Annotated in this window: 22 protein-coding genes; 13 read left to right on the top strand and 9 right to left on the bottom strand. The window is 58.3% G+C overall.

Annotated elements, in window-relative coordinates; translation table 11 throughout:
• The 5 genes from HP15_RS13160 to HP15_RS13180 all read left to right on the top strand — a co-directional run bounded on the left by HP15_RS13160 (nucleotide 1) and on the right by HP15_RS13180 (nucleotide 3,759).
• Nucleotides 1-453: a hypothetical protein gene (locus HP15_RS13160; protein ID WP_014577923.1), complete on the top strand. Its 453-nt coding sequence runs from the start codon at nucleotides 1-3 to the stop codon at nucleotides 451-453.
• Nucleotides 440-1,375, top strand: coding sequence for an alpha/beta fold hydrolase (locus HP15_RS13165; protein WP_014577924.1), 936 nt, complete (start codon nucleotides 440-442; stop codon nucleotides 1,373-1,375). The genes HP15_RS13160 and HP15_RS13165 overlap by 14 nt, the downstream gene beginning before the upstream one ends.
• Nucleotides 1,372-1,662 carry a SelT/SelW/SelH family protein gene (locus tag HP15_RS13170; protein ID WP_014577925.1) on the top strand — a complete coding sequence of 97 codons (291 nt, stop codon included), beginning with the start codon at nucleotides 1,372-1,374 and terminating at the stop codon, nucleotides 1,660-1,662. Before HP15_RS13165 ends, HP15_RS13170 begins: the two co-directional genes overlap by 4 nt.
• Before the next feature lie 105 nt (nucleotides 1,663-1,767).
• Complete coding sequence (locus tag HP15_RS13175) at nucleotides 1,768-2,868, top strand: oxidoreductase (protein WP_014577926.1); 1,101 nt, start codon at nucleotides 1,768-1,770, stop codon at nucleotides 2,866-2,868.
• Nucleotides 2,869-2,973: 105 nt separating this feature from the next.
• Complete coding sequence (locus tag HP15_RS13180; protein ID WP_014577927.1) at nucleotides 2,974-3,759, top strand: ZIP family metal transporter; 786 nt, start codon at nucleotides 2,974-2,976, stop codon at nucleotides 3,757-3,759.
• On the opposite strand, the gene HP15_RS13185 is transcribed toward HP15_RS13180, so the two are convergent.
• Entirely contained in the window at nucleotides 3,746-4,654 is a 909-nt protein-coding gene (locus tag HP15_RS13185) for a LysR family transcriptional regulator (RefSeq protein WP_014577928.1), read from the bottom strand. The two genes, HP15_RS13180 and HP15_RS13185, sit on opposite strands and share 14 nt — an antisense overlap.
• 186 nt (nucleotides 4,655-4,840) lie before the next feature.
• Between HP15_RS13185 and HP15_RS13190 the strand changes: the two genes are divergently transcribed.
• The 3 genes from HP15_RS13190 (at nucleotide 4,841) to HP15_RS13200 (ending at nucleotide 8,762) form a co-directional block, all read left to right on the top strand.
• The gene (locus HP15_RS13190) at nucleotides 4,841-6,352 is read left to right on the top strand and encodes a CoA-acylating methylmalonate-semialdehyde dehydrogenase (RefSeq protein ID WP_014577930.1); all 1,512 of its coding nucleotides are present in this window, start codon (nucleotides 4,841-4,843) and stop codon (nucleotides 6,350-6,352) included.
• A 28-nt stretch (nucleotides 6,353-6,380) separates the two neighbouring features.
• On the top strand, nucleotides 6,381-8,051 hold the full coding sequence (locus HP15_RS13195) for a GMC family oxidoreductase (RefSeq protein ID WP_014577931.1): 1,671 nt from the start codon (nucleotides 6,381-6,383) through the stop codon (nucleotides 8,049-8,051).
• A 90-nt stretch (nucleotides 8,052-8,141) separates the two neighbouring features.
• Nucleotides 8,142-8,762 carry a LysE family translocator gene (locus tag HP15_RS13200; RefSeq protein ID WP_014577932.1) on the top strand — a complete coding sequence of 207 codons (621 nt, stop codon included), beginning with the start codon at nucleotides 8,142-8,144 and terminating at the stop codon, nucleotides 8,760-8,762.
• A gap of 5 nt (nucleotides 8,763-8,767) precedes the next feature.
• Here HP15_RS13200 and HP15_RS13205 read toward each other — a convergent pair whose 3' ends face one another.
• The 4 genes from HP15_RS13205 to HP15_RS13220 form a co-directional block, all read right to left on the bottom strand.
• Nucleotides 8,768-9,439, bottom strand: a complete 672-nt coding sequence (locus HP15_RS13205) for an NAD(P)H-binding protein (protein WP_014577933.1) — start codon at nucleotides 9,437-9,439, stop codon at nucleotides 8,768-8,770.
• 161 nt (nucleotides 9,440-9,600) lie between these two features.
• On the bottom strand, nucleotides 9,601-11,127 hold the full coding sequence (locus tag HP15_RS13210) for a tripartite tricarboxylate transporter permease (RefSeq protein WP_014577934.1): 1,527 nt from the start codon (nucleotides 11,125-11,127) through the stop codon (nucleotides 9,601-9,603).
• A complete protein-coding gene (locus HP15_RS13215) occupies nucleotides 11,127-11,573 on the bottom strand; it encodes a tripartite tricarboxylate transporter TctB family protein (RefSeq protein ID WP_014577935.1) in 447 nt (148 codons plus the stop codon). Before HP15_RS13215 ends, HP15_RS13210 begins: the two co-directional genes overlap by 1 nt.
• Complete coding sequence (locus HP15_RS13220; protein WP_041645450.1) at nucleotides 11,570-12,547, bottom strand: Bug family tripartite tricarboxylate transporter substrate binding protein; 978 nt, start codon at nucleotides 12,545-12,547, stop codon at nucleotides 11,570-11,572. Before HP15_RS13220 ends, HP15_RS13215 begins: the two co-directional genes overlap by 4 nt.
• Before the next feature lie 247 nt (nucleotides 12,548-12,794).
• On the opposite strand from HP15_RS13220, the gene HP15_RS13225 reads away from it, so the two are divergent.
• From HP15_RS13225 to HP15_RS13240, 4 genes are all read left to right on the top strand, one after another.
• Complete coding sequence (locus HP15_RS13225; RefSeq protein ID WP_014577937.1) at nucleotides 12,795-14,414, top strand: ATP-binding protein; 1,620 nt, start codon at nucleotides 12,795-12,797, stop codon at nucleotides 14,412-14,414.
• A complete protein-coding gene (locus HP15_RS13230) occupies nucleotides 14,411-15,106 on the top strand; it encodes a response regulator (RefSeq protein WP_014577938.1) in 696 nt (231 codons plus the stop codon). The genes HP15_RS13225 and HP15_RS13230 overlap by 4 nt, the downstream gene beginning before the upstream one ends.
• Nucleotides 15,107-15,124: 18 nt before the next feature.
• Nucleotides 15,125-15,916, top strand: a complete 792-nt coding sequence (locus tag HP15_RS13235; protein ID WP_014577939.1) for a M48 family metallopeptidase — start codon at nucleotides 15,125-15,127, stop codon at nucleotides 15,914-15,916.
• Between the two features lie 69 nt (nucleotides 15,917-15,985).
• Complete coding sequence (locus tag HP15_RS13240) at nucleotides 15,986-16,498, top strand: DUF2244 domain-containing protein (protein ID WP_008173864.1); 513 nt, start codon at nucleotides 15,986-15,988, stop codon at nucleotides 16,496-16,498.
• Between the two features lie 10 nt (nucleotides 16,499-16,508).
• On the opposite strand, the gene HP15_RS13245 is transcribed toward HP15_RS13240, so the two are convergent.
• The 3 genes from HP15_RS13245 to HP15_RS13255 form a co-directional block, all read right to left on the bottom strand.
• Nucleotides 16,509-16,733 (bottom strand): hypothetical protein, encoded by a 225-nt coding sequence (locus HP15_RS13245; protein ID WP_156484237.1) that lies wholly within the window; start codon nucleotides 16,731-16,733, stop codon nucleotides 16,509-16,511.
• A gap of 151 nt (nucleotides 16,734-16,884) precedes the next feature.
• Complete coding sequence (locus tag HP15_RS13250; RefSeq protein WP_008173862.1) at nucleotides 16,885-17,667, bottom strand: substrate-binding periplasmic protein; 783 nt, start codon at nucleotides 17,665-17,667, stop codon at nucleotides 16,885-16,887.
• Between the two features lie 211 nt (nucleotides 17,668-17,878).
• Nucleotides 17,879-18,787, bottom strand: a complete 909-nt coding sequence (locus HP15_RS13255; protein WP_014577941.1) for a diacylglycerol/lipid kinase family protein — start codon at nucleotides 18,785-18,787, stop codon at nucleotides 17,879-17,881.
• A 79-nt stretch (nucleotides 18,788-18,866) separates the two neighbouring features.
• On the opposite strand from HP15_RS13255, the gene HP15_RS13260 reads away from it, so the two are divergent.
• Nucleotides 18,867-19,757: a haloalkane dehalogenase gene (locus HP15_RS13260; RefSeq protein ID WP_041645453.1), complete on the top strand. Its 891-nt coding sequence runs from the start codon at nucleotides 18,867-18,869 to the stop codon at nucleotides 19,755-19,757.
• 26 nt (nucleotides 19,758-19,783) lie between these two features.
• Here the strand turns inward: HP15_RS13260 and rarD are convergent, their stop codons facing one another.
• Entirely contained in the window at nucleotides 19,784-20,674 is an 891-nt protein-coding gene (gene rarD, locus HP15_RS13265; RefSeq protein ID WP_014577943.1) for an EamA family transporter RarD, read from the bottom strand.
• Nucleotides 20,675-20,692 lie beyond the last annotated feature (18 nt).

The raw sequence follows: 20,692 nt of genomic DNA on the forward strand, positions 1-20,692 counted from the left end.
ATGAAACAGATCCTGCTATTGGTCTTCGGGATACTCTTACTGCAGGGATGTCAGTCGCTGCCGCCCGCCGAAGACGAAATTGACGGAGACACCGTTTTCGTCAGCGCCAATCATTGTCTCAACGAATACCTGGATGATCTTGAGAAGGTTCATTACGGTCCGTGTCTCAAGGTCATGTCGATAAATGGCAATGAGCCGGCTGTAAGAGAAGACGGATTCATTGAACTACCGGCAGCGACAGCGCTGACCATTGGCGTGAGCTGCGTTTATCGCCACGCCGACGGCTCGCCTATTCCGGCAACCATGGAAAACGTTGACTTTGACGTGAGCAAAAACACGTTCGCAAAAGCCGGCCAACGCTGGTATCTCCACGCTCACAAACAGGCCCGCAGAGTTGTCGGCTGTGAGCCCACCCTGTCGCGCTCGGTCTATCCCACGAATGACACAAATTAGTGCCGATGCGGGGTGGGACCGGGTTCTAACGCTTTCAGATGGCAGGACCCTGGCGTTCACGGACGTTGGCGACCCCCTCGGCTACCCGATTGTCTTTGGGCACGGCATGCCGGGCAGCCGTCTGGAAGGCCGCTTCTTTGATGAAAAAGCCAGGGAGCACGGGTTTCGCATCCTGACCCCCGACCGCCCCGGTATCGGCAACTCCGATTTCCAGCCAGGGCGCAAGCTGCTCGATTACCCGGCCGATATCGAGCAGCTTGCCGATTCTCTGGAATTGGCGCGATTCAGTCACATCGGCTGGTCCAGCGGCGGTTCCCGGACCCTGGCCTGCTGTTACCGACTCGCGGATCGGGTTGATCTCGGGGTCTGCCTTTCCGGGCTCACCCATTTTGCGGAATATCCAGGCTCCGGCGGACTGGTTCAGGCCACACGATGGCCGGGCCCGCAACTGGTCAGGCTCAGTCCCCGATTGACCCGGCTGGCCGTCACATTGATTGCCTGGCTATCCAGGCGTCACCCGGGACTTTATCTCAAAGGTGCCGAGGAAATGGCCAGCAGGCATGACCGCCAGCTATTGAGGAAGCTATTGAGCGACGGCGAATTCCAGCGTGATCAGCTCATGTGTCTCAACAGTGGCGGACGAGCCATTACCACCGATTTACTGACCGAACTTGGAAACTGGGGGTTCAGTCTTCGCGATGTCCGGACCCCGGTATTCATCTACCAGGGCGAGGAGGATCCATTCGTGCCCATGGACTACGCTCGCCACCTCGCCAAAAATCTACCAGTCGCGGAGCTGACCCCGATGCCAGGCCTCGGGCATCTGTACCCGCTTTGCCGGGACTTTCAGGATCAACTTTTTCAACGTCTCACTCGGCAGCTGGACCGCCATCAAACAAAGGAGTCACAGACACCATCATGACCAACAAAATCGATATCCACTATTGCACCGGTTGCCGCTGGCTTCTGCGCTCGGCCTGGATGGCGCAGGAGCTGCTGACAACCTTCGAAGGCGAGATCAGTGAATTGAGCCTGCACCCCGGCACTGGCGGTATTTTCGAGGTATGGGTCAATGGCAAGCGGGTCTGGTCCCGCAAGCAAGACAGCGGCTTCCCGGAAATTACCAAACTCAAGCAATTGGTTCGCGACCAGGTTGCACCGGAACGCTCCCTTGGCCATTCCGACACCAAAACCGGCACCTCAGAATAATCATTCAAAAATACTGACAGGCTGTGTCGATATTCTTCGCTTTTAGAGAAGGCGCTGCACCCCGATAGTACTCCTCGTCCAATTCAACAACATGAAAGGGTATCTATGAGCGACGTGATGCAATCCATCAAATTCAACACCATCGAGGTACCTAATCGATTCGCCCTGGCACCAATGACACGCACCAGTGCGGAGCCGGACGGCACCCCGAATGCCCTGATGGCAGACCATTACGAACGCTACGCGAGGGGCGGCTTTGGTCTGGTGATCACCGAGGGAACCTATACCGATGACAAGGCAAGCCAGGGCTATGCCAACCAGCCCGGCATCATCAACGAAGCGCAGATAGATGGCTGGAAGACCATTGTCGAACGGGTACACGCCGCAGGCAGCAAGATCATCGTTCAGTTGATGCACGCCGGCGCGCAGTTCCAGGCCAACCGTTTCACCGACCAGCCACAGGGGCCCAGCGAAGTTACCCCAAAAGGCGCCCCGCTTGGTTTCTATGGCGACCAGACTGAGTGGCAAACGCCCAGCGTCATGACCAGGACCGACATTCAGGCGGCGGTTGAAGGTTTTGCACAATCCGCCGCCAATGCGAAAGCCGCCGGCTTCGATGGCATTGAGATTCACGGGGCCAACGGCTATCTGTTGAATCAGTTCCTGAGCACCTACTTTAACCAACGCGACGATGAGTACGGTGGGTCACTGGAAAACCGGCTGCGCCTGGTGGTTGAAGTGATCCGTGCGATTCGCGAGGCCGTTGGCGAGGACTTTACCGTAGGCATCCGCCTGTCTCAGGGCACGGTCACTGATCCAGACTACCAGCTGCCGGAAGGTGAATCCGGATTCCGTCAGATTGTGGAAGCGGTCCGCGATGCAGGTGCCGATTTCGTCCATACAACCGACGGTGACGTTAACCGGAAGCATTTTGTAGAGGGTGATGAGAGCCTGGCTGACGTGGCCGCCAGCGTTGAAGGGATCGGTCTTATCCTCAATGGCAACATTGATGAAACCAACTGCCAGGATGTGGCCAACCAGTTCCCGGACACATTGCTTGCGGTGGGCAAGAAGGCGCTCGCAAACCCGGACTTCGTGCAGCGCCTCAAAGACGGCAAAGAGATTGCAGACATCGATTTCGCGATGCTGCAACCGAAGGCCACCATTTCCAACGAGCTGGCCTGGCGCGAGCAGAACGCCGCCTGATCGCTTTTCTCTCCCGAGAAATGCAGCCGGAGGAACCCACAGCGGGGCCTCCGGCGTAGCTACTTCAAGCTGCTATGCTGACATCACAAGCCAACGGGAGACTGAATGACTTCTGACATCAGTATTGTCTGGCTGGGAACCATTGCCAGCCTGCTGGCGGGCCTTGCCAGTGGCGTGGGCGCCCTGGGTGTGTTTCTTGTCCGTACCCTCACCCATAAACTGCAGGACGGTATGCTGGCTTCAGCCGCGGGCGTGATGTTGGCGGCTTCATTTTTTTCTCTGTTACTACCTGGCCTCGAGTACGGCGAACAGATTACTGGCGAAACCTGGACCGCCGCGCTGATTGTCATTTTCGGCCTGCTCTCCGGTGCCGCTGGCCTCTACTTTGTGCACCAGAAGCTGCCGCATCAGCACTTCGAACTGGGCCGGGAAGGATCGGACGCTTCTTACATCCGCGGCATTTGGCTCTTTATTGTCGCTATAACCCTCCACAACTTCCCCGAAGGCATGGCGGTGGGCGTCGGTTTTGCCGGCGGCGATGTCAATAATGGCTATGTTCTTGCCACCGGTATCGGACTCCAGAACATTCCGGAGGGGCTGGCCGTCGCTTTTTCGCTATTGGCCATCAACTACTCGCGAATCAAGGCCTTCAGCATTGCCCTGATGACTGGATTGGCCGAGCCACTGGGTGGTCTCTTCGGAGCGACGCTTGTCTGGCTTGCCGAGCCAATAATGCCCTGGACCCTTGGCTTCGCAGCAGGCGCCATGCTGTTCATCATCAGCAATGAAATCATCCCCGAAACCCATCACCGGCAATGGAAAATCATGTCCACCTTCTGCCTGATGGGCGGTTTTGCCGTGATGATGTTCCTGGATGCTACGTTGGGCTAACCGCCCAGACACCCGCCAGGGCTTCCAGAGCCTCCGCGATCAGAGGCTCGCCCTGTCGGTCCTGGTGCCATACGAAACTGAGCGCGCAAGGCAACTGCAACCCGTCAACAATTTCCAGGCCGGTTTCCTGGCGCTCAGCCATCGCCAATGCATCCCGCGCGAGACTCAAACCCACACCTGCCCTGACCAGATCCAGCATGCACGCCTCCTGGTCGACCTGGGCTACGCCCCGGGGCATTAACCCCATGGGTTCCAGAGTGCCTTTAAGCAGCCGGTGATGAACGGAGTCTTCTGGAGTCACAATCCAGGGCATAGCTGCCAAGTCCGACCACTGGGCCGACCGAAGCCTCGGCCCCCAACCCGCCGGCGCAACCACATAGTAGTGAAACCGGGTCAGCTCACGGTGAACCACGTCCGGCGCCAGTGCACCTGGCCCGACGCCTGGCGGCGCCAGAAAAAAACCGACATCGAGGCGGCCATCCCTGACCTGTTCCAACACGCTGCCACTCATACCCTGACGCAGCTCGGTTTCCAGTTGTGGCGCCCGTTCCACCAGGCGGTGCAGAAACGCCCCGAGACGGATAAATTCCGGATCCACGATGGTACCAATCCGCAACCGCCCTCGAAGTGTGTTATGCAATGCCCGGGCGCTCTGCTCAAACGCCGCCATGGCAGCGAGTGCTTTTTCAGCCGAAGGCAAGAGAGCCTGACCATCGGGGGTCAACACCAGACCCTGGGGCTTGCGCAGGAACAGTTTGAGTTCCAGTTCGTCCTGCAGTTGCTTGAGCTTGAGGCTGACGGCGGGCTGAGTCAGATGGAGGCGAGTGGCGGCGCGGCTTACACTGCCCTCACGGGCGACAGTAACGAACGCCCGAAGGCTCTGAAGGGGGTACATAAGCGTCTCGTTTCAGGTTCTCGATATAAGCTCACCTTATATCTGGCTTTTGAAAATCTCAATTGCTTTCCCCCTTTGCCACACCTAACCTGCATGGTCAGAAATTACCCAAAGCTCCTTAAGGGCCCTTAGCAGAATGCATTTCTGCCATTTCGAGCGGCCAATCGCGAAAAGACAGAGGCATCCATGACCAACGCAACCATCCAGCATTATATCAATGGCGAAATATCTCTCGGCACATCCAGCCAGTCCCAGGACGTGTTCAATCCGGCCACCGGACAGGTCACAGGCCGCGTAGCTCTGGCCGGCCGTGAGGACGTAGACGCCGCTGTTGCTGCCGCCGATGCTGCATTCCCCGCCTGGGCCGACACACCGCCCATTCGCCGGGCCAGGGTCATGTTCAAGTTTCTGGAACTGTTGAACACCCACAAGGATGACCTGGCCCGCGCCATCACCGCGGAGCATGGCAAGGTATTCACGGACGCCCAGGGCGAAGTAGCCCGGGGCATCGACATCGTCGAGTTCGCCTGCGGCATTCCCCAGCTTCTGAAAGGCGATTACACCGAGCAGGTCAGCACGGGTATCGATAACTGGACCACCCGCCAGCCCCTGGGCGTGGTCGCCGGCGTTACCCCGTTCAACTTCCCGGCGATGGTGCCCATGTGGATGTTTCCGGTAGCCATTGCGGCAGGCAACACCTTTGTCCTGAAGCCCAGCCCGCTCGACCCGAGCGCTTCCCTGATGATTGCCGACCTGCTGAAACAGGCCGGCCTGCCCGATGGCGTGTTTAATGTGGTTCAGGGCGACAAGGATGCGGTGAACGCCCTGATCGAACATCCGGATGTCCAGGCCCTGAGTTTTGTCGGATCCACCCCGATTGCCAATCTGCTTTACGAGAAAGGCGCCAAGCACGGCAAGCGCATTCAGGCCCTCGGCGGGGCCAAGAACCACATGGTGGTGATGCCGGACGCCGATCTCGACAAAGCAGTCGATGCCCTGATCGGCGCCGCCTACGGCAGTGCCGGCGAGCGCTGCATGGCCATCAGTGTGGCGGTGCTTGTCGGGGATGTTGCGGACAAGATCGTGCCAAGACTGGCCGAGCGGGCCCGAAGCCTGAAAGTGAAAAACGGCGAACAGCTGGATGCCGAGATGGGCCCGATTGTTACCGCCGCCGCACACCAGCGCATTACCGGCTACATTGACAAGGGTGTGGCGGAAGGTGCCGAGCTGGTCGTGGATGGCCGGGGGTTCGATGCCTCGAACACCGGCGATGGCTGCGCCGATGGTTTCTGGATGGGCGGTTCACTGTTTGATCACGTCACGCCCGATATGACGATCTATCGTGAAGAAATCTTCGGACCGGTTCTGGCCTGTGTCCGGGTACCCGATATCGCCACGGCGATTCGTCTGATCAACGACCATGAATTCGGCAACGGTGTCAGCTGCTTCACCGAGAGCGGCAGCGTGGCCCGGGAATTTGGCCGCCGAATCCAGGTCGGCATGGTCGGGATTAACGTACCCATTCCCGTACCCATGGCGTGGCACGGCTTTGGCGGCTGGAAGCGCTCGATGTTTGGCGACACCCACGCCTATGGCGAAGAGGGCGTGAAATTCTACACGCGCCAGAAATCCATCATGCAGCGCTGGTCCGATTCCATTGATGCCGGTGCGGAATTTGTGATGCCGACCGCCAAGTAACTAGAGAACCAGCAGCGGAGAAAACGCCATGTCCGACAACAACAATGCGACGGGACATCAGGAGTTCGATTACATCATTATCGGCGCCGGCACTGCCGGCTGCCTGCTGGCCAACCGGCTGAGCGCAAACCCGGAGAATCGGGTGCTACTGATCGAGGCTGGCGGACGGGATAACTACCACTGGATTCATATCCCGGTGGGCTACCTGTACTGCATCGACAATCCGCGAACAGACTGGCGTTTCCGTACCGAGCCCGATCCTGGCCTGAACGGCCGATCTCTCATCTACCCCCGCGGCAAGACTCTGGGAGGCTGCTCCAGCATCAACGGAATGCTCTATATTCGTGGCCAGGCCCGGGATTACCAGCAGTGGGCCGAAATTACAGGCGAGGACGCCTGGAACTGGGACAACTGCCTTCCCGATTTCATGCGCCACGAAGATCACTACCGCCTTGATGAGGGCGGCGATGCCGATCCGGAGCACCGCAAGTACCACGGTCACGGCGGGGAATGGCGTGTGGAGCATCAGCGCCTGAAGTGGAAAGTGCTGGAGGACTTTGCCACTGCCTGCGTCGAGGCGGGCATACCCCGGACCCGGGATTTCAACCGCGGCGACAACGAGGGCGTGGATTACTTTGAGGTGAACCAGCGCTCCGGCTGGCGCTGGAATACGTCCAAAGCGTTCCTGAGGAACGCGGAAAAGCGTTCCAACCTGACCCTGTGGCACTCAACCCATGTATTAGGGCTCGAGACAGAAAACGCCGGCTCCGGACCTCGCTGTGTCGGCGTTCGGGTCGAGCGGTCTGGCGGAGATGACGTTATCGCCCGGGCAAAACGGGAAGTCATCCTGTCCGCTGGCGCCATTGGCTCCCCGCAGCTGCTGCAACTCTCGGGCATTGGTCCCGCCCACCTCCTCAAGGAACACGGAATTGATGTAGTTGCCGACCTGCCCGGCGTTGGCGAGAACCTCCAGGATCACTTGCAGATCCGGTCTGTGTACAAGGTGAAAGGGGTCACAACGCTGAACACCATGGCCAACTCCCTGATCGGCAAGGCCAGGATCGGCCTGGAATACCTGCTTACACGCTCGGGGCCGATGAGTATGGCGCCCTCACAGCTGTGTCTGTTTACCCGCAGTTCCGAGGAATACGATTACGCCAACATCGAATACCATGTGCAGCCCCTTAGCCTGGACGCCTTCGGGCAGCCGCTTCACAATTTCCCGGCCATCACCGCCAGCGTTTGCAATCTGAACCCCACCAGCCGGGGCACGGTGCGCATCCGCAGCAACGATCCAAAACAGGCACCGGCGATATCCCCCAATTACCTGAGCACGCCGGAAGACCGGAAAGTCGCGGCAGACTCTTTGCGGGTGACGCGCCGTATTGCCGAACAGCCTGCCTTCATGCAATACCAGCCGGAGGAATTCAAACCCGGACTTGAGTACCAGACCGACGACGAATTGGCAAAGCTGGCGGGCGACATCGGCACCACAATCTTTCACCCGGTGGGCACTACCCGAATGGGGCGAGCCGATGACGAACAGGCAGTGGTGGACCCGCACCTGAGGGTCCGGGGCGTAGCAGGATTGCGCGTGGTGGATGCCGGAGTAATGCCCACCATCACCAGCGGCAACACCAATTCGCCAACCCTGATGATTGCCGAGAAGGCCGCCAGGTGGATTCTGGCGGGTGATTGAGCATTGAACTGATTGCAGTTTCCAGGTTTTTACCGGCGGACAGGCTGCTAGAATCGGCAGCCTGTTTCAATTGCAAAGGACTGATCCACCATGACGCTTGCCACCTGGCTGACTGTTGTCACCATCTGCGTTCTGGGTGCTATGTCCCCGGGACCCTCGCTGGCACTGGTGCTCAAGCAGACGCTCACCGGTGGTCGGCGCAATGGCATCATCACCGCTCTCAGCCATGGCATCGGTGTCGGCATCTATGCCTTTCTGAGCATCCTCGGGCTCGCCGCCATCATCACGGCCTCGCCAACGGCGTTTTCAATTCTGCAATGGGGCGGCGCCCTGTACCTGGCCTGGCTGGGCGTGAAAGGACTGATGGCAAAGCGGCAGGCGGATGACGAACTGCCCGAGCCGCCCACCACCAAAAGTGCGGCCCGTGACGGTTTTCTGATTGCCTTCTTCAACCCGAAAATCGCGGTATTCTTCCTGGCCCTATTCAGTCAGGTCGTGGGCACCGACACCAGCCTGATGGCCAAGTTCGGCTATGCCGCAACCGCCCTTGTCATTGATACCAGCTGGTACCTGATCGTCGCCTGGCTGTTCTCCAACCCGAAATGGCTGACCCTGCTCAGACAGAAAGCCGTGTGGTTCGAGCGTATCTTCGGGGCCATTCTCATTGGCCTGGCCGGCCGTCTGGTTGTCGGCATTCTGAACGGGAAATAACCGGCTCAGCCCGCCAGCTGGACGATCTCATCATACTCGCGAGTCTGGACCACCTGCTCGGCGGCGGGTTCTGCCGCCAGATGGCAGGCCTCATTGACCATGGCACTGGCCACTGTTTGCGCCTCAATGCCGCGGTACTTATCCAGGGGACCGATCAGCAGACGGTTCACCAGCGGCATCGCTTTTATGCCAAGGGCCTCCGCAGTGCGCTGTTCTTTGCGATCACCCAACAACAGACTCGGGTGATAGATGGACAGGTAGGGATAGTCGAGATCTCTCAGGGCGTCTTCAAGCTCGCCCTTTACCCGATTATAAAAAATAGTCGACGACGACGAGGCTCCAATCGCAGACATCAGGATGAACGCTCGTACTCCACGGGAGCGACCCAGCTCACCGGCTTTCATCGGGTAGCCCAGATCCACCTTCCGGAACTGATCCTGTGAGCCCGCTTTTTTGATGGTGGTGCCCAGGCAGCAGATAATCACATCCACATCGAACAGTTCGGCGTGATCCTCCAAGCGATCGAAATCGACTTCATGCTGTGCCAGTTTGTCATGCAGCGTCGGCAGTTTGTGCCTCACCAGCGCCACCACCTGCGTAACCTCTTCTCTGCCCAGCAAACCCTGTAGCACTTTGCCACCAGTCAGGCCGGTAGCGCCCAGCAACATCACCCTCATAACCGTCTTCCCCAAGATTCATCTGCTCTCATCGTAACAAAGGCAGTCGCAACAAGTCTGTCCGGGCGCAAACCATTATCCCATCCACTTCGTTAGTCGTAAAAAAAGCACCGGGACAGGCCCGGTGCAAAGACTGACTGCAGATCGTCAGGTGGGAGTAATCAATCGCTGACCGGGCTCTCTTTCATCGCGGCGTTCATTCGCCGACGCAAGAGCGGACCTACCAGGTAGGGAAGAATCAGTCCCAGGCCTGCAACGATCCAGAGCCCCATCGCAAGCGGGCTCGCCCAGAGCACGCTCCACTCGCCATCTGAAAGCACAAGTGCATGACCGAGGTTCTTTTCCATCTCGGGCCCCAGCAGCAGGCCAAGGATGATCGGCACCAGCGGTATTTCCAGCTTGCGCAGGAAGTAGCCGGCGACGCCGAAGGCCACCATGAAGTACAGATCAAAGGTGCTGTGGCTGATCGAATAAATGCCAACGAACGCCACCATGGTGACGATTGGCAGCAGATACATCGGTGGCACTGACAGCAGCTTCACGAAAAAGCCGACCAGCGGAATGTTCAACACCAGCAGCAGGACGTTGCCAATCAACAGGGCGGCAATAACACCCCAGACAATGTCCGCGTTCTGGGTGAACATCAGCGGTCCCGGCGTGATATTCAGGGAGATCAGCATCGCGAGCAGAACCGCGGTGGTGCCGCTTCCGGGGACCCCGAGGGTCAGCATCGGTACGAGGGCTCCAGAGGATGCACCGTTGTTACCGGCCTCGGGAGCAACCACGCCCCGGATGTCACCCTCTCCAAACTTGCCTTTCTTGCCAACCACCTGCTTTTCGAGGGTATAGCTGATAAAGCTGCCCAATGAAGCGCCGGCCCCGGGCAAAACGCCGGATATAAAACCAAGTACACCACCACGTAGCTGGGTCGGGATCGTCATCACCAACTCTTTCATTGTCAGTGTCAGTTTGCCCACGTTCATCTTGTCTCGCCCCCGGCCCATGCGGGATTCCACAAAGAACAGCAGCTCGGAGATGGCGAACAGCCCAACAATGGCCAGAATGAAGTCGATACCCTCATACAACTCCAGCACACCAAAGGTATAGCGCTGGGTACCGGTCGAGATATCGATGCCCACCGTGGAGATCATGATCCCGAGGGTAGCGGCTACCACAGTTTTCACAGGGTTCTTGCCAGTAATTCCCCCGAGCGTGGCAAAGGCCAGAAGGAACAAGGCAAAGTACTCGGCCGGCCCAAAGGTCAGGGCAAACTTCGCCAGCACCGGAGCCAGCATGATCAGACCAATGGTGCCAATCAGACCGCCGGCGAAGGATGCGATCGCTGAGACTGCCAGTGCATCCGCTGCCCGCCCCTTCTGGGCCATGGGGTAGCCATCCAGGCAGGTCATCATCGCCGGCTCGTCACCAGGAATGTTCAGCAGAATCGAGGAAATCCGTCCACCGTACATGGCGCCAGCATAGACAGCTGTCAACAGGATCATCGCGGTTTCCGGCGGCAAGCCAAGGGTAAAGGCCAAGGGAATAAGAATGGCGACACCATTGGCAGGCCCCAGACCGGGCAGGCACCCGATCAACGTGCCCACGAAAGCGCCGAACAGAGCAAACATCAGGTTATACGGAGTCAGGGCCACCGCAAAACCGTCCATCAGGAAGCCTAGAGTTTCCATCAGTGCACCTCCAGCAAGCCGGCCGGCAGGCTCAGAGACAAGCCATAGTTAAACAGCACGAAGACCACGACGGCGCTCAACAGACCGGTGAGAAACGCCGGCCTCGGCGCTGCCCCCATGCGCCAACTGAGTGTGCCCACAGCAAGGGTAGTGGCGATGACAAAGCCAAGAGGTTCCAGCAGCAGCGTATAGACCACAAGAACCACCAACGAGATCCCAAGCTCAGCGGCGGACTTGCCAACAGGCCACTGGGCATCTGGATCCGGTTTGATCATCAGGTAGAGACTGCCAGCCACCAGCACAACCGCGAGCATGGTGGGGAAGGTTTCCGGACCCACGGTCTCGGCGCCACCAAACGGCTCGGGCCACTGTTGGGCTGCCCAGCCATAGGCAACGGCGAGGACCAGAAGGCCCAGGCCGAGAATGCGATCACCGAGCCCCGTCATTTCAGCAACCCGATTTCACGCGAAAGGTTCTCGATGTCCTGCACCTGGTTGCGTACGAACTCGTCGAACTGGCTGGCTGGCGGATGAAAGGGGATCAGGCCGTTGCTCTTCATGACCTTTTTCCACTCCTCACTGGCGTACAGCGTATCGACGGCCTCCACCCAGTAGGATTTGGCTTCTTCGCTGGCGCCTTTGGGCATGTAGAAGCCACGCCAGTTCGGGCCAACCGCATCAATACCCTGCTCCTTTGCGGTTGGGAGATCGCTGAACTTGCCCGGCAAACGCTCCTCGGCCAGTACCGCGACGACTCTCAGGTCACCAGATTCAAGAAAGCCGGTGGCTTCCGAAATATCTCCGGTGAACGCATCCACCTGTCCACCGACAACCTGGCTCATGGCTTCACCGCCGTTGTTGTAGGAAAGGTAGGGTATCGAGGGGAGTTTGTCGGCACCCGCTGCCTTGGCCGCAATCAGCACCTTGAGGTGGTCCCAGCCGCCACGCGCGCTACCACCGGCGAACTTTACAGACTTCGGGTTGGCTTTCACTGCGGCCATCAACTCGCTGAGGTTCTGGTACTCGGAATTCTTGCCAACGGCGATGATGCCGTAATCGGCACCCAGGGCCCCGACCCAGGTAACCATATCCGCGTTCATGCCCGGGAACTGTTTCTGGGCCAAACGGGTGGTGGTCGCCGTCGAAGCGGCCACCAGCAGCTTGTTATCCTCCGCCCGCTTGCTCACGGTGTGGGCATAGGCCACGCCACCGCCGGCGCCCGCCATGTTGACAGTCTGCACGCTACCATCAACCAGGCCGAGGTCCTGCAGAACATTGCCGACGCTGCGACAGGTAAAGTCCCATCCGCCGCCGGGGTCAGCCGGGGCAAGACATTCTACTTTTCCGGAGGGCTGCCAGGCCATGGCCGACATGGAGACGGCCGCAGCCGCCACGAATGACAGGGTTCGTTTGATAATCATGGTTGTCACCTCATCAACTTGTTTTTGTGATCACTCCTGAGGCAGGACCGTGTTGGCCGGGTCCCTGGCTATGGCAAGCCAGAGGAGCGATTGCAGGCAGGTTAATAGGTGAAACCCGAGACCCGGAAGCTTGTGCACGTAACGCCTTTAAAGGGCTTAACGGGCATTTTGTTCATATTGATTACGGGCAACCCGGGCGATCATGCAGTACCCTGAAAACCAAACGACAACAAGCCATGACCGCTCCGTGTTGCGAAAAACCAAACTCAAAACCCGAATGATCCTGACGCTGGGCCTGCTCGGTGCGCTGCAGACCATGCTCATTGGTGGCTTTGCCGGCTATTACCTCAGCGATTCCCTGTACGATGAGATCGGCCAGCGGGCACTTATGGTCGCAAAGACCGTGGCCGCCACCCCCGCCGTCATTGATGGCGTGCGCTCCCAAGATGTGGATGGTCTGAACCGCCTCGCCACGCGACTGACGAAGACCAATGAGGCTTTGTTCATTGTGATTGGCGATCACGAAGCCGTACGCCTGGCTCATCCGGACCCGACCCGTATTGGCCACTCAATGGGTGATGATGATGGCGACTTTGGCCGCAAGGCCCTAGTGGAAGGCAACGCCTATGTGGCCCTTGCCAGAGGCAGTCTTGGCGAATCCATGCGCGGCAAGGCGCCGATAACCGACCCGGGGAACGGGGAGATCGTCGGCATCGTCTCGGTCGGCTACAGCCTTGGCCAGGTAGAGGCTACGATTCAGCGCTATAACTTTGTGCTCTATGGCGCAGTTGGGCTGATGCTGTTGGTCACCATCCTGTCCGCCATTGTCATCGCCGGTCGATTCAAACAGGCAATTTTCGGGCTGGAACCGGAGGAAATTGCCCGGCTATTCCGGGAACGGGAGGCAACACTCCAATCGGTGCGGGAAGGAATCATTGCCGTCAATCGGGAGGGCACTATCACCACAGCGAACCGGGCGGCCTATGAAACACTGGATTTGCCACCCGACAGCCCGCTTGCCGGCAGACCCATTCTGGAGGTTCTACCTGAAAGCAGCCTGATGTCGGTACTGGAATCCGGTCACCCGGATTTTGACCGGGAGATCTGGCTGCGTGGCCGCCAGATGGTTGTTAACCGATTGCCCGTTCGACAGGGAGACGAGATCATTGGCGTGGTTGCCAGCTTCCGATTGCGCAATGAACTGGATCAGGTTAGCCGCCAACTCACGCGGATTCAGCAATATGCGGACACCCTGCGCAGCCAGACCCATGAATATTCCAACAAACTCCACACCATTGCCGGGCTCATCCAGATTGGGGCTACTGAAGAGGCATTGAGCCTCATCGGCAGTGAGGTAAGTGATCACCAGGCGCTGATTCACCTGCTATTGGAAGCTGTGCCTGATCCCATTATCGCCGGCTGCCTGCTCGGCAAATACAATCGCGCCAGGGAAATGGGATTGCGACTGGACATTGATCCTGACAGTCAGATGGCAGACCTGCCGGCCTCCCTCCCCCGGGACCAACTTGTCAGTGTGCTTGGAAATCTGATCGACAATGCCCTGGATGCCACACGCCTCAAAACAGGTGCCGGTGGGAGGGTGCAGCTCTCCATGACCGATCTCGGCCAGGAGCTGATTTTCGAAGTACAGGACCAGGGGCCCGGTATCCCGGAGTCTGAACGGCAGCGGATTTTCGAAAAAGGGGTAAGCAGTAAGGAGGGAGAGGCCCGTGGCTATGGCCTGCATCTGGTCCAGCAGTTTCTGGGGTACTGGGGTGGCTCGGTAACCGTCGATAACATCCCGGAAGGCGGCAGTCGCTTTACCCTATACTTACCGAAAAAGCCCGAACGGAGGTTCGAATCTTGACCACCATTCGCTTGCTGATCGTCGAGGATGACCGGAAAATCGCCGAAATACAGCGTCGTTTCGTTGAACGGCTGGAAAACGTTGATCTTTGCGGCATCGCCCACACACTTGCCGATGCCCGAGATCAAATCGAGATACTGGCTCCCGACCTGATTCTGCTGGACGTTTACTTTCCCGATGGCAGTGGCCTCGAACTGCTTCGCGAACTACGGGCCGAAGACAGCGGCAGCGATATCATTCTCATAACCGCCGCCAAAGAGGTCGAAACCCTGCGCAGCGCTCTGAGAGGTGGTGTTTTCGACTATATACTGAAACCCCTGGTTTTCGAGCGCTTGCAGGAGGCCGTTAACCGCTACCGTGAACACATGGCGCGCTTGTCTTCATTGCATCATGTCGCGCAGAAGGAGGTGGACGCCCTGCTGCCAAGAACATCCAGCGAAGGTGTCCAGAGTACGGATCAGCGATTGCCCAAGGGTATTGATGCCCTGACCCTGGATAAAATCCGGGCAGTCATGGCGAGCGGTCGCCATCTGAGTGCCGAGGAAGTCGGAGCAGCCATCGGCGCATCCCGAACAACTGCCCGTCGTTACCTTGAATATCTGGTGGGTACCGAAGAGCTGTCCGCCGAAGTGACCTATGGTACTGTCGGACGCCCGGAGCGACGATACTGTGCCGCAACCCCTTCCTCCTGAAAGACACCGGAGTTCTGCGTGAAGCCGTTAATTCTTGGTCTTGCAGCCCTTGTTTTCCTTACCGGCTGCCAGGAATCCCCTACCGGCCGGAACCGCCTGGCTCTGGTTCCCGACGCTGTTCTGGCGGACATGGGCCAGGACAGTTTTGAGCAGATGAAACAGCAGAACACCGTGATCACAAGGCCGGACATCAACCGCCTTGTACAGTGCATCACGGAGGCCCTGGTCAGCGCGGCACAGGCCCGGTACCCGAGAGCGCCAATGCCCGATTCCTGGGAAATTGCGGTCTTTGAAAACGCCACGCCCAATGCCTTTGCCCTCCCCGGAGGCAAGATCGGCGTGCATTCAGGGCTACTTGAACTGGCCGAAAACCAGGCCCAACTGGCCACGGTCATTGGTCACGAAATAGCCCATGTTCTTGCCGACCACGGCAATGAACGCCTGACCCAGGAACTGGGCCTGCAAGCAGGAATGCTGCTGGTGGGCCTGTTCACCGAAAGTGAAATTGCGGAGAACCAGATACAGCAGGCTTTGGGCATTGGCGCCCAACTGGGTATTACTCTGCCGTTCAGTCGTGCCCATGAGGAGGAGGCCGATTTGATGGGCCTGGAAATCATGGCCCGGGCCGGTTTTGAACCGGGCCAGAGTGTCAGGCTCTGGCAGAACATGGCGCAGGCTTCGGGCGCACAACCGCTGGAATTTCTCTCCACACATCCGAATCACGACACCCGCATTGCCTCCCTGCAAAATCAGCTGGAGACTGCCCGCTCGGTTTTCGAAACGGTTCCTCCAGCCGACTGTCAGATCTGATCAAGTCGCACTCACCGTATAATTGACTATCATCAAGTCTAGCGGCGCGTTAAAACTGAGGCAGATTCCATGGTGGAACGCTTGCCACATCCGGATGGTTTCCGGCTGGTCCTGACACCCAATCGTTCCCTCAGCTGGCATGGCAATGTCCGGATCTGGGCCGCCCTGTTCGTGCTTTCAGCCCTTATCGCAACGGGCTTTACGCTGATGGGCGCCTGGGTGATTATTCCGTTTGCCGGGCTGGAGCTGATTGCGCTCGCTTGCGGCATCTACCTGACCTCGCGGGAGTGCCAGCGGCAGGAGGTGCTGTCCATCGACGACGAGGATATTCATCTGGAAAAAGGCAGAAAGCGCAAGCAGGCAGAGTGGACCCTTCCCACCCGTTATGCGCGGCTCAGGGTTGCCTCACCGCCGCACCCGTTCACACCGGCGAAGCTCTCTCTGACCCATCGGGATACCGAAGTATCAATTGGCGGCTTCCTGAACATCGAGGATACCGAAAAGCTGATTGGCATGCTTGAGAAGAACGGGTTGCTGATCGAACGCAAAGAGCCCGATCCGCAGATCGGGCTCTGGTTCTGAGACATGCTGGCTACTTGAGCGGGGGAGTCTGTTTTCGGGCCAGAACGTAGTAGACGAGAAGCGCAACGCCGCACACGATCATCACCCATCCCGCCCCTTCAGCCATCTGAGTATCGCCACTACCAAGGCCGATCACCACCACAATACCGATGATGATGCTGTACATCGCGGACAGAAAGAGAATGATCAGACTCTTGCGTGGCTCGCGCTTAACAACCGTTTTCGGATCTTCCATAGTCCATCCTCCCATTCGGTCGATGAGCAGGCAGACCATAATCAGGCCCGCCATTTGCAACGCTCTAGTCGGGAGTGTAGATCATTTTTTGCTCACACACGGCTTTCAAGCATAGCGAATACCACTTATCCGCTTTTCGGAATCGGTGCGTTTACTCGTAGCTGGCAGCGATTCTTTCGATCTCTCCAGCCTCACGAGCCTCGTCCAGAGCCTGCTGGAGATCCTCGATCACAGCCGGATCGGTATTGTTGCTGAATGCCAGATACATGGGCGTCTCCCGGAATACCAGCACCGGCTGCAGCCCGGTGATACCGTGCTCTTCCTCTGCCATCAGGGGGCCCACCAGGCCGTCGGTAACCCACAGGTCGGCCTGGCCGAGGGTGAGGCGACGAGTGTTCACATCACCTGAAACCCCCATCACCACGTTGAATCCCTGATCAACCAGGTACTCGGACATCACATCGCCCTTGTACCCGGCGATTCTCAGGTCTTTGGCTTCTTCCAGGGAGTCCAGAGAGATATCGGAGTCTGGCGCGGCAAACAACGTCCACTTGATTGATGCCAGGGGACCTACCCATTGAAACTGATCTTCCCGCTCGTCGGTGCGCGCGGTACAGAACAGACCATGATTTTCGCGATCCTGTACCCAGTTGTAGGCGTAACTCCAGTCCCGCATTTTCATCACGTAGTCATAGTCGACCCGGGACAGCATCGCCTTGACCATATCCGCACAGATGCCGGTTATGTCGTCTTCATTGTGGGCGAACCCTTTCCCGGTTTCAGAGGCATTATAGGGAGGGTAGTTTTCCGTAAAGATATACAGGCGCTCGGCCGCAAGGGCCGGGAGGCCAATGGCCGAAAGGGTCAACGCGATGAGGCCGGTTTTAATGCCTGTGATTAACTTCGAGGAGACCGGTGCAGTTTCTGTGGGCATTCTCTAGTCCTTTTCGACGATTCAGCTGGAACGGAAGTCAGGCGGCCGCATTGAGTGGCCATAAACCAGGGATATGATTGCAAAAGCGACACACTGGCATTTAATGTCAGCCTGCTTGGTTGATTATGCCAGCAAAACCCATGATTGCGCTTCCTGCAGAAAAAGTCAGTGACAAAACGTATCTGGAAAACCTGCCATCTTTCTGTGGAGCTCAGGTGCCACCAGAGATAACGTCTCCGGCGTCACCGTCGGCAGTACTGACAATCCTGTCACCAATCACACGCAGGCAGCCGCTCTTGCAGACTACGTTGAGAGGCGTTCTGGAGACCACATCCCCGTCGGCCGTAACGGTCTTAGGTTTGCCGGTGTGTACCAGGAAGCGTTGGCTCCTGATATGAACCAGCGTACTGGTGCGCCGAGGAGTCTGCCGGTTCAGGCGAACCATCAGAAACGTGAACAAAAGCTGAAGAATGGGGCGTGGCCGGACCGCGACAATAGCCAGCTGGCCATCGCTGACGGATGCCTTGGGAATCTCATTGCCACCGCCAAAAAAAGCGCCATTGGCCACCGCGATGGAAAGCCACCGGCCCTTCACGACGCCCCGATCGCAACGGATGGTTGCCCTGAAGCCTCGCTTCGCATTCAGCCGGCGTAATAATTCGACCACATAGCTGAAACGCCCGAAGAGCTTTTTTTCGGTACTGCGGGATTCTCGTGCAGGGAGGGTTCCCATGCCGACATGGGCAACGTTCAAAAACATACCGTCACCATAATCCGCGACATCCACCATTTGCGTTCGGCCGCTGGCAATCAACTTACACAGCGCTCCCGGCTGGTGGGGAAGCCCCAGATTCCGGGCAAAGTCGTTGGCTGTACCAGACGGCAGGACAGCAAGGGTGGCCCCCTTCTCCCGGCAAACGGCGGCGGCCCGGCTTACCGAACCGTCTCCGCCCGCGACTATAAGCGTGTCCCGGTCGTCGAGCCTGGTGCTCCAGTCGGATTCCTCAAAGTCACGGCATAGAGGATCGTGGATACCGGCAGTTGCCAGGTGCTCCAGCCAGAAGTCCCGGCCTCGCTCACCATCGCCAGCACCGGAATTGCATATCAGCCAATAAGCCATGGCGCTTGTCTCTGCTCCCCTGCTCCATCACAATCCTTTAGACCATTTCCTCACAATAATGAACAACAAGGCAAGCTCGATGGATTTTGTCAGAACCCCGGAAAAACGCTTTGAACGACTCCTGGATTACCCGTTTGAGCCCCACTACGTGGAGGTGGACGGGCTGCGTATGCACTACGTGGATGAAGGGCCGGCCGACGCAAGTCCCGTTCTGATGATGCATGGCGAACCTTCCTGGTCCTACCTCTACCGGCATATGATTCCGATCTGCGCGGCGGCCGGCCACCGGGTTATCGCCCCGGACCTGATCGGTTTCGGCAAGTCCGACAAACCCACGTCCCTTGACGACTATTCCTACCAGCAGCACATGGACTGGATGCAGTCGTTCCTCGATCAGCTCGGACTCACCAACATCACTCTGGTATGCCAGGATTGGGGCTCATTGCTGGGGCTGCGGCTGGCGGCGGAGAATCCTGAACGGTTCCTGGCCATTGTGGTGGGCAACGGCATGTTACCTACCGGCGATCAGAAAGCCCCGCCGGCGTTCAAGATCTGGAAGAATTTTGCCCTGCACAGTCCCTGGTTTCCCATTGCACGGATCATCAACACCGGCTCTTTCCGCAAGCTGGGGCCCGATGAAATGAGGGCCTACGACGCACCCTTCCCTGGCAAAAAGTACAAAGCCGGCGCCCGGGCCTTCCCCAGACTGGTGCCGATGCACCCGGACGATCCCGCCAGTGAGGCTAACCGGAACGCCTGGAAAGTGCTCGAACGTTGGGAAAAGCCGTTTCTGACCACCTTCAGCAATGGCGATCCGATCACCCGGGGCGGAGACGCCTATATGCAGAAGCGGATTCCAGGCGCAAAAGACCAGCCCCACGTAACCCTCAAGGGCGGTCATTTTCTTCAGGAAGATTCCCCCGTGCCCTTTGCCCGGGCCATCAATGATCTGCTCGCGACACTCTCCTGAGTGGTCTAGTCCCGAGCGTGGCAAATTCAATCCTGGCCTACCGGCACCCGCGGCCGGTAGTGCCAGGAAGACCAGCTGTACAGGCCCAGTGCAATCCAGATCACCACAAAGCTCGTCAGTTGGGCGTCACTCAAAGGCTCGCCGAACACGAGCAGGGCAATAAAGAACTGCAGGGTGGGATTGATGTACATCAGGAAGCCGACGGTCGCCAACCGCAGGCGCCGGGCGGCACCGGCAAAAAGTAGCAGCGGAATGGCTGTCACAATGCCGCTGGCCATCAGCAGGCTGCCAATGTAGGCACTGTCGCTGAAGTGCGACATACCCTCGCTCGCCAGCCATCCAAAGGTCAGCAGGCCAACCGGCAATAGCAACATGGTTTCAACGAACAGGCCGGAAAGCCCATCGAGCAACACCTGTTTTCGAACGAGGCCATAAGTACCGAAACTCATGGCAAGGGCGAGTGAAATCCACGGCAGTTCACCAAGCATCGCAAGCTGGATCAGAATACCAACGCCTGCGAGCACCACCGCAGCCATCTGCCACGGCCCCATGCGTTCGCGAAGCACGAGCATGCCCAGGGCGACATTCACCAGTGGCGTCAGGAAATAGCCCAGGCTGGCCTGGAGAACATGGCGGGTTTCCACGGAATAAATGTAGATGCCCCAGTTGGCGGCAATGAGCAGCGCACAGGCAAGAACGCGCCAGAGCTGCTTCGGATTCGCCAATGCCGCTCTCACAGCAGGCCAGCGACGGAGGCCACTTATGACCACAGCGAGAAAAACACAGGACCAGATGATCCGGTGAATCAAGATTTCAAAGGCCGGCACACCCTCAAACAGGGCAAAGAACAGAGGAAAACAGCCCCAGATCGTGTAGGCACTCAGGCCATACCAGACCCCTTTGGTCGCATCCGTCATGTATTAGCCACTCCCGGA

It is taken from the genome of Marinobacter adhaerens HP15 (assembly GCF_000166295.1).
Lineage (GTDB): Bacteria > Pseudomonadota > Gammaproteobacteria > Pseudomonadales > Oleiphilaceae > Marinobacter > Marinobacter adhaerens.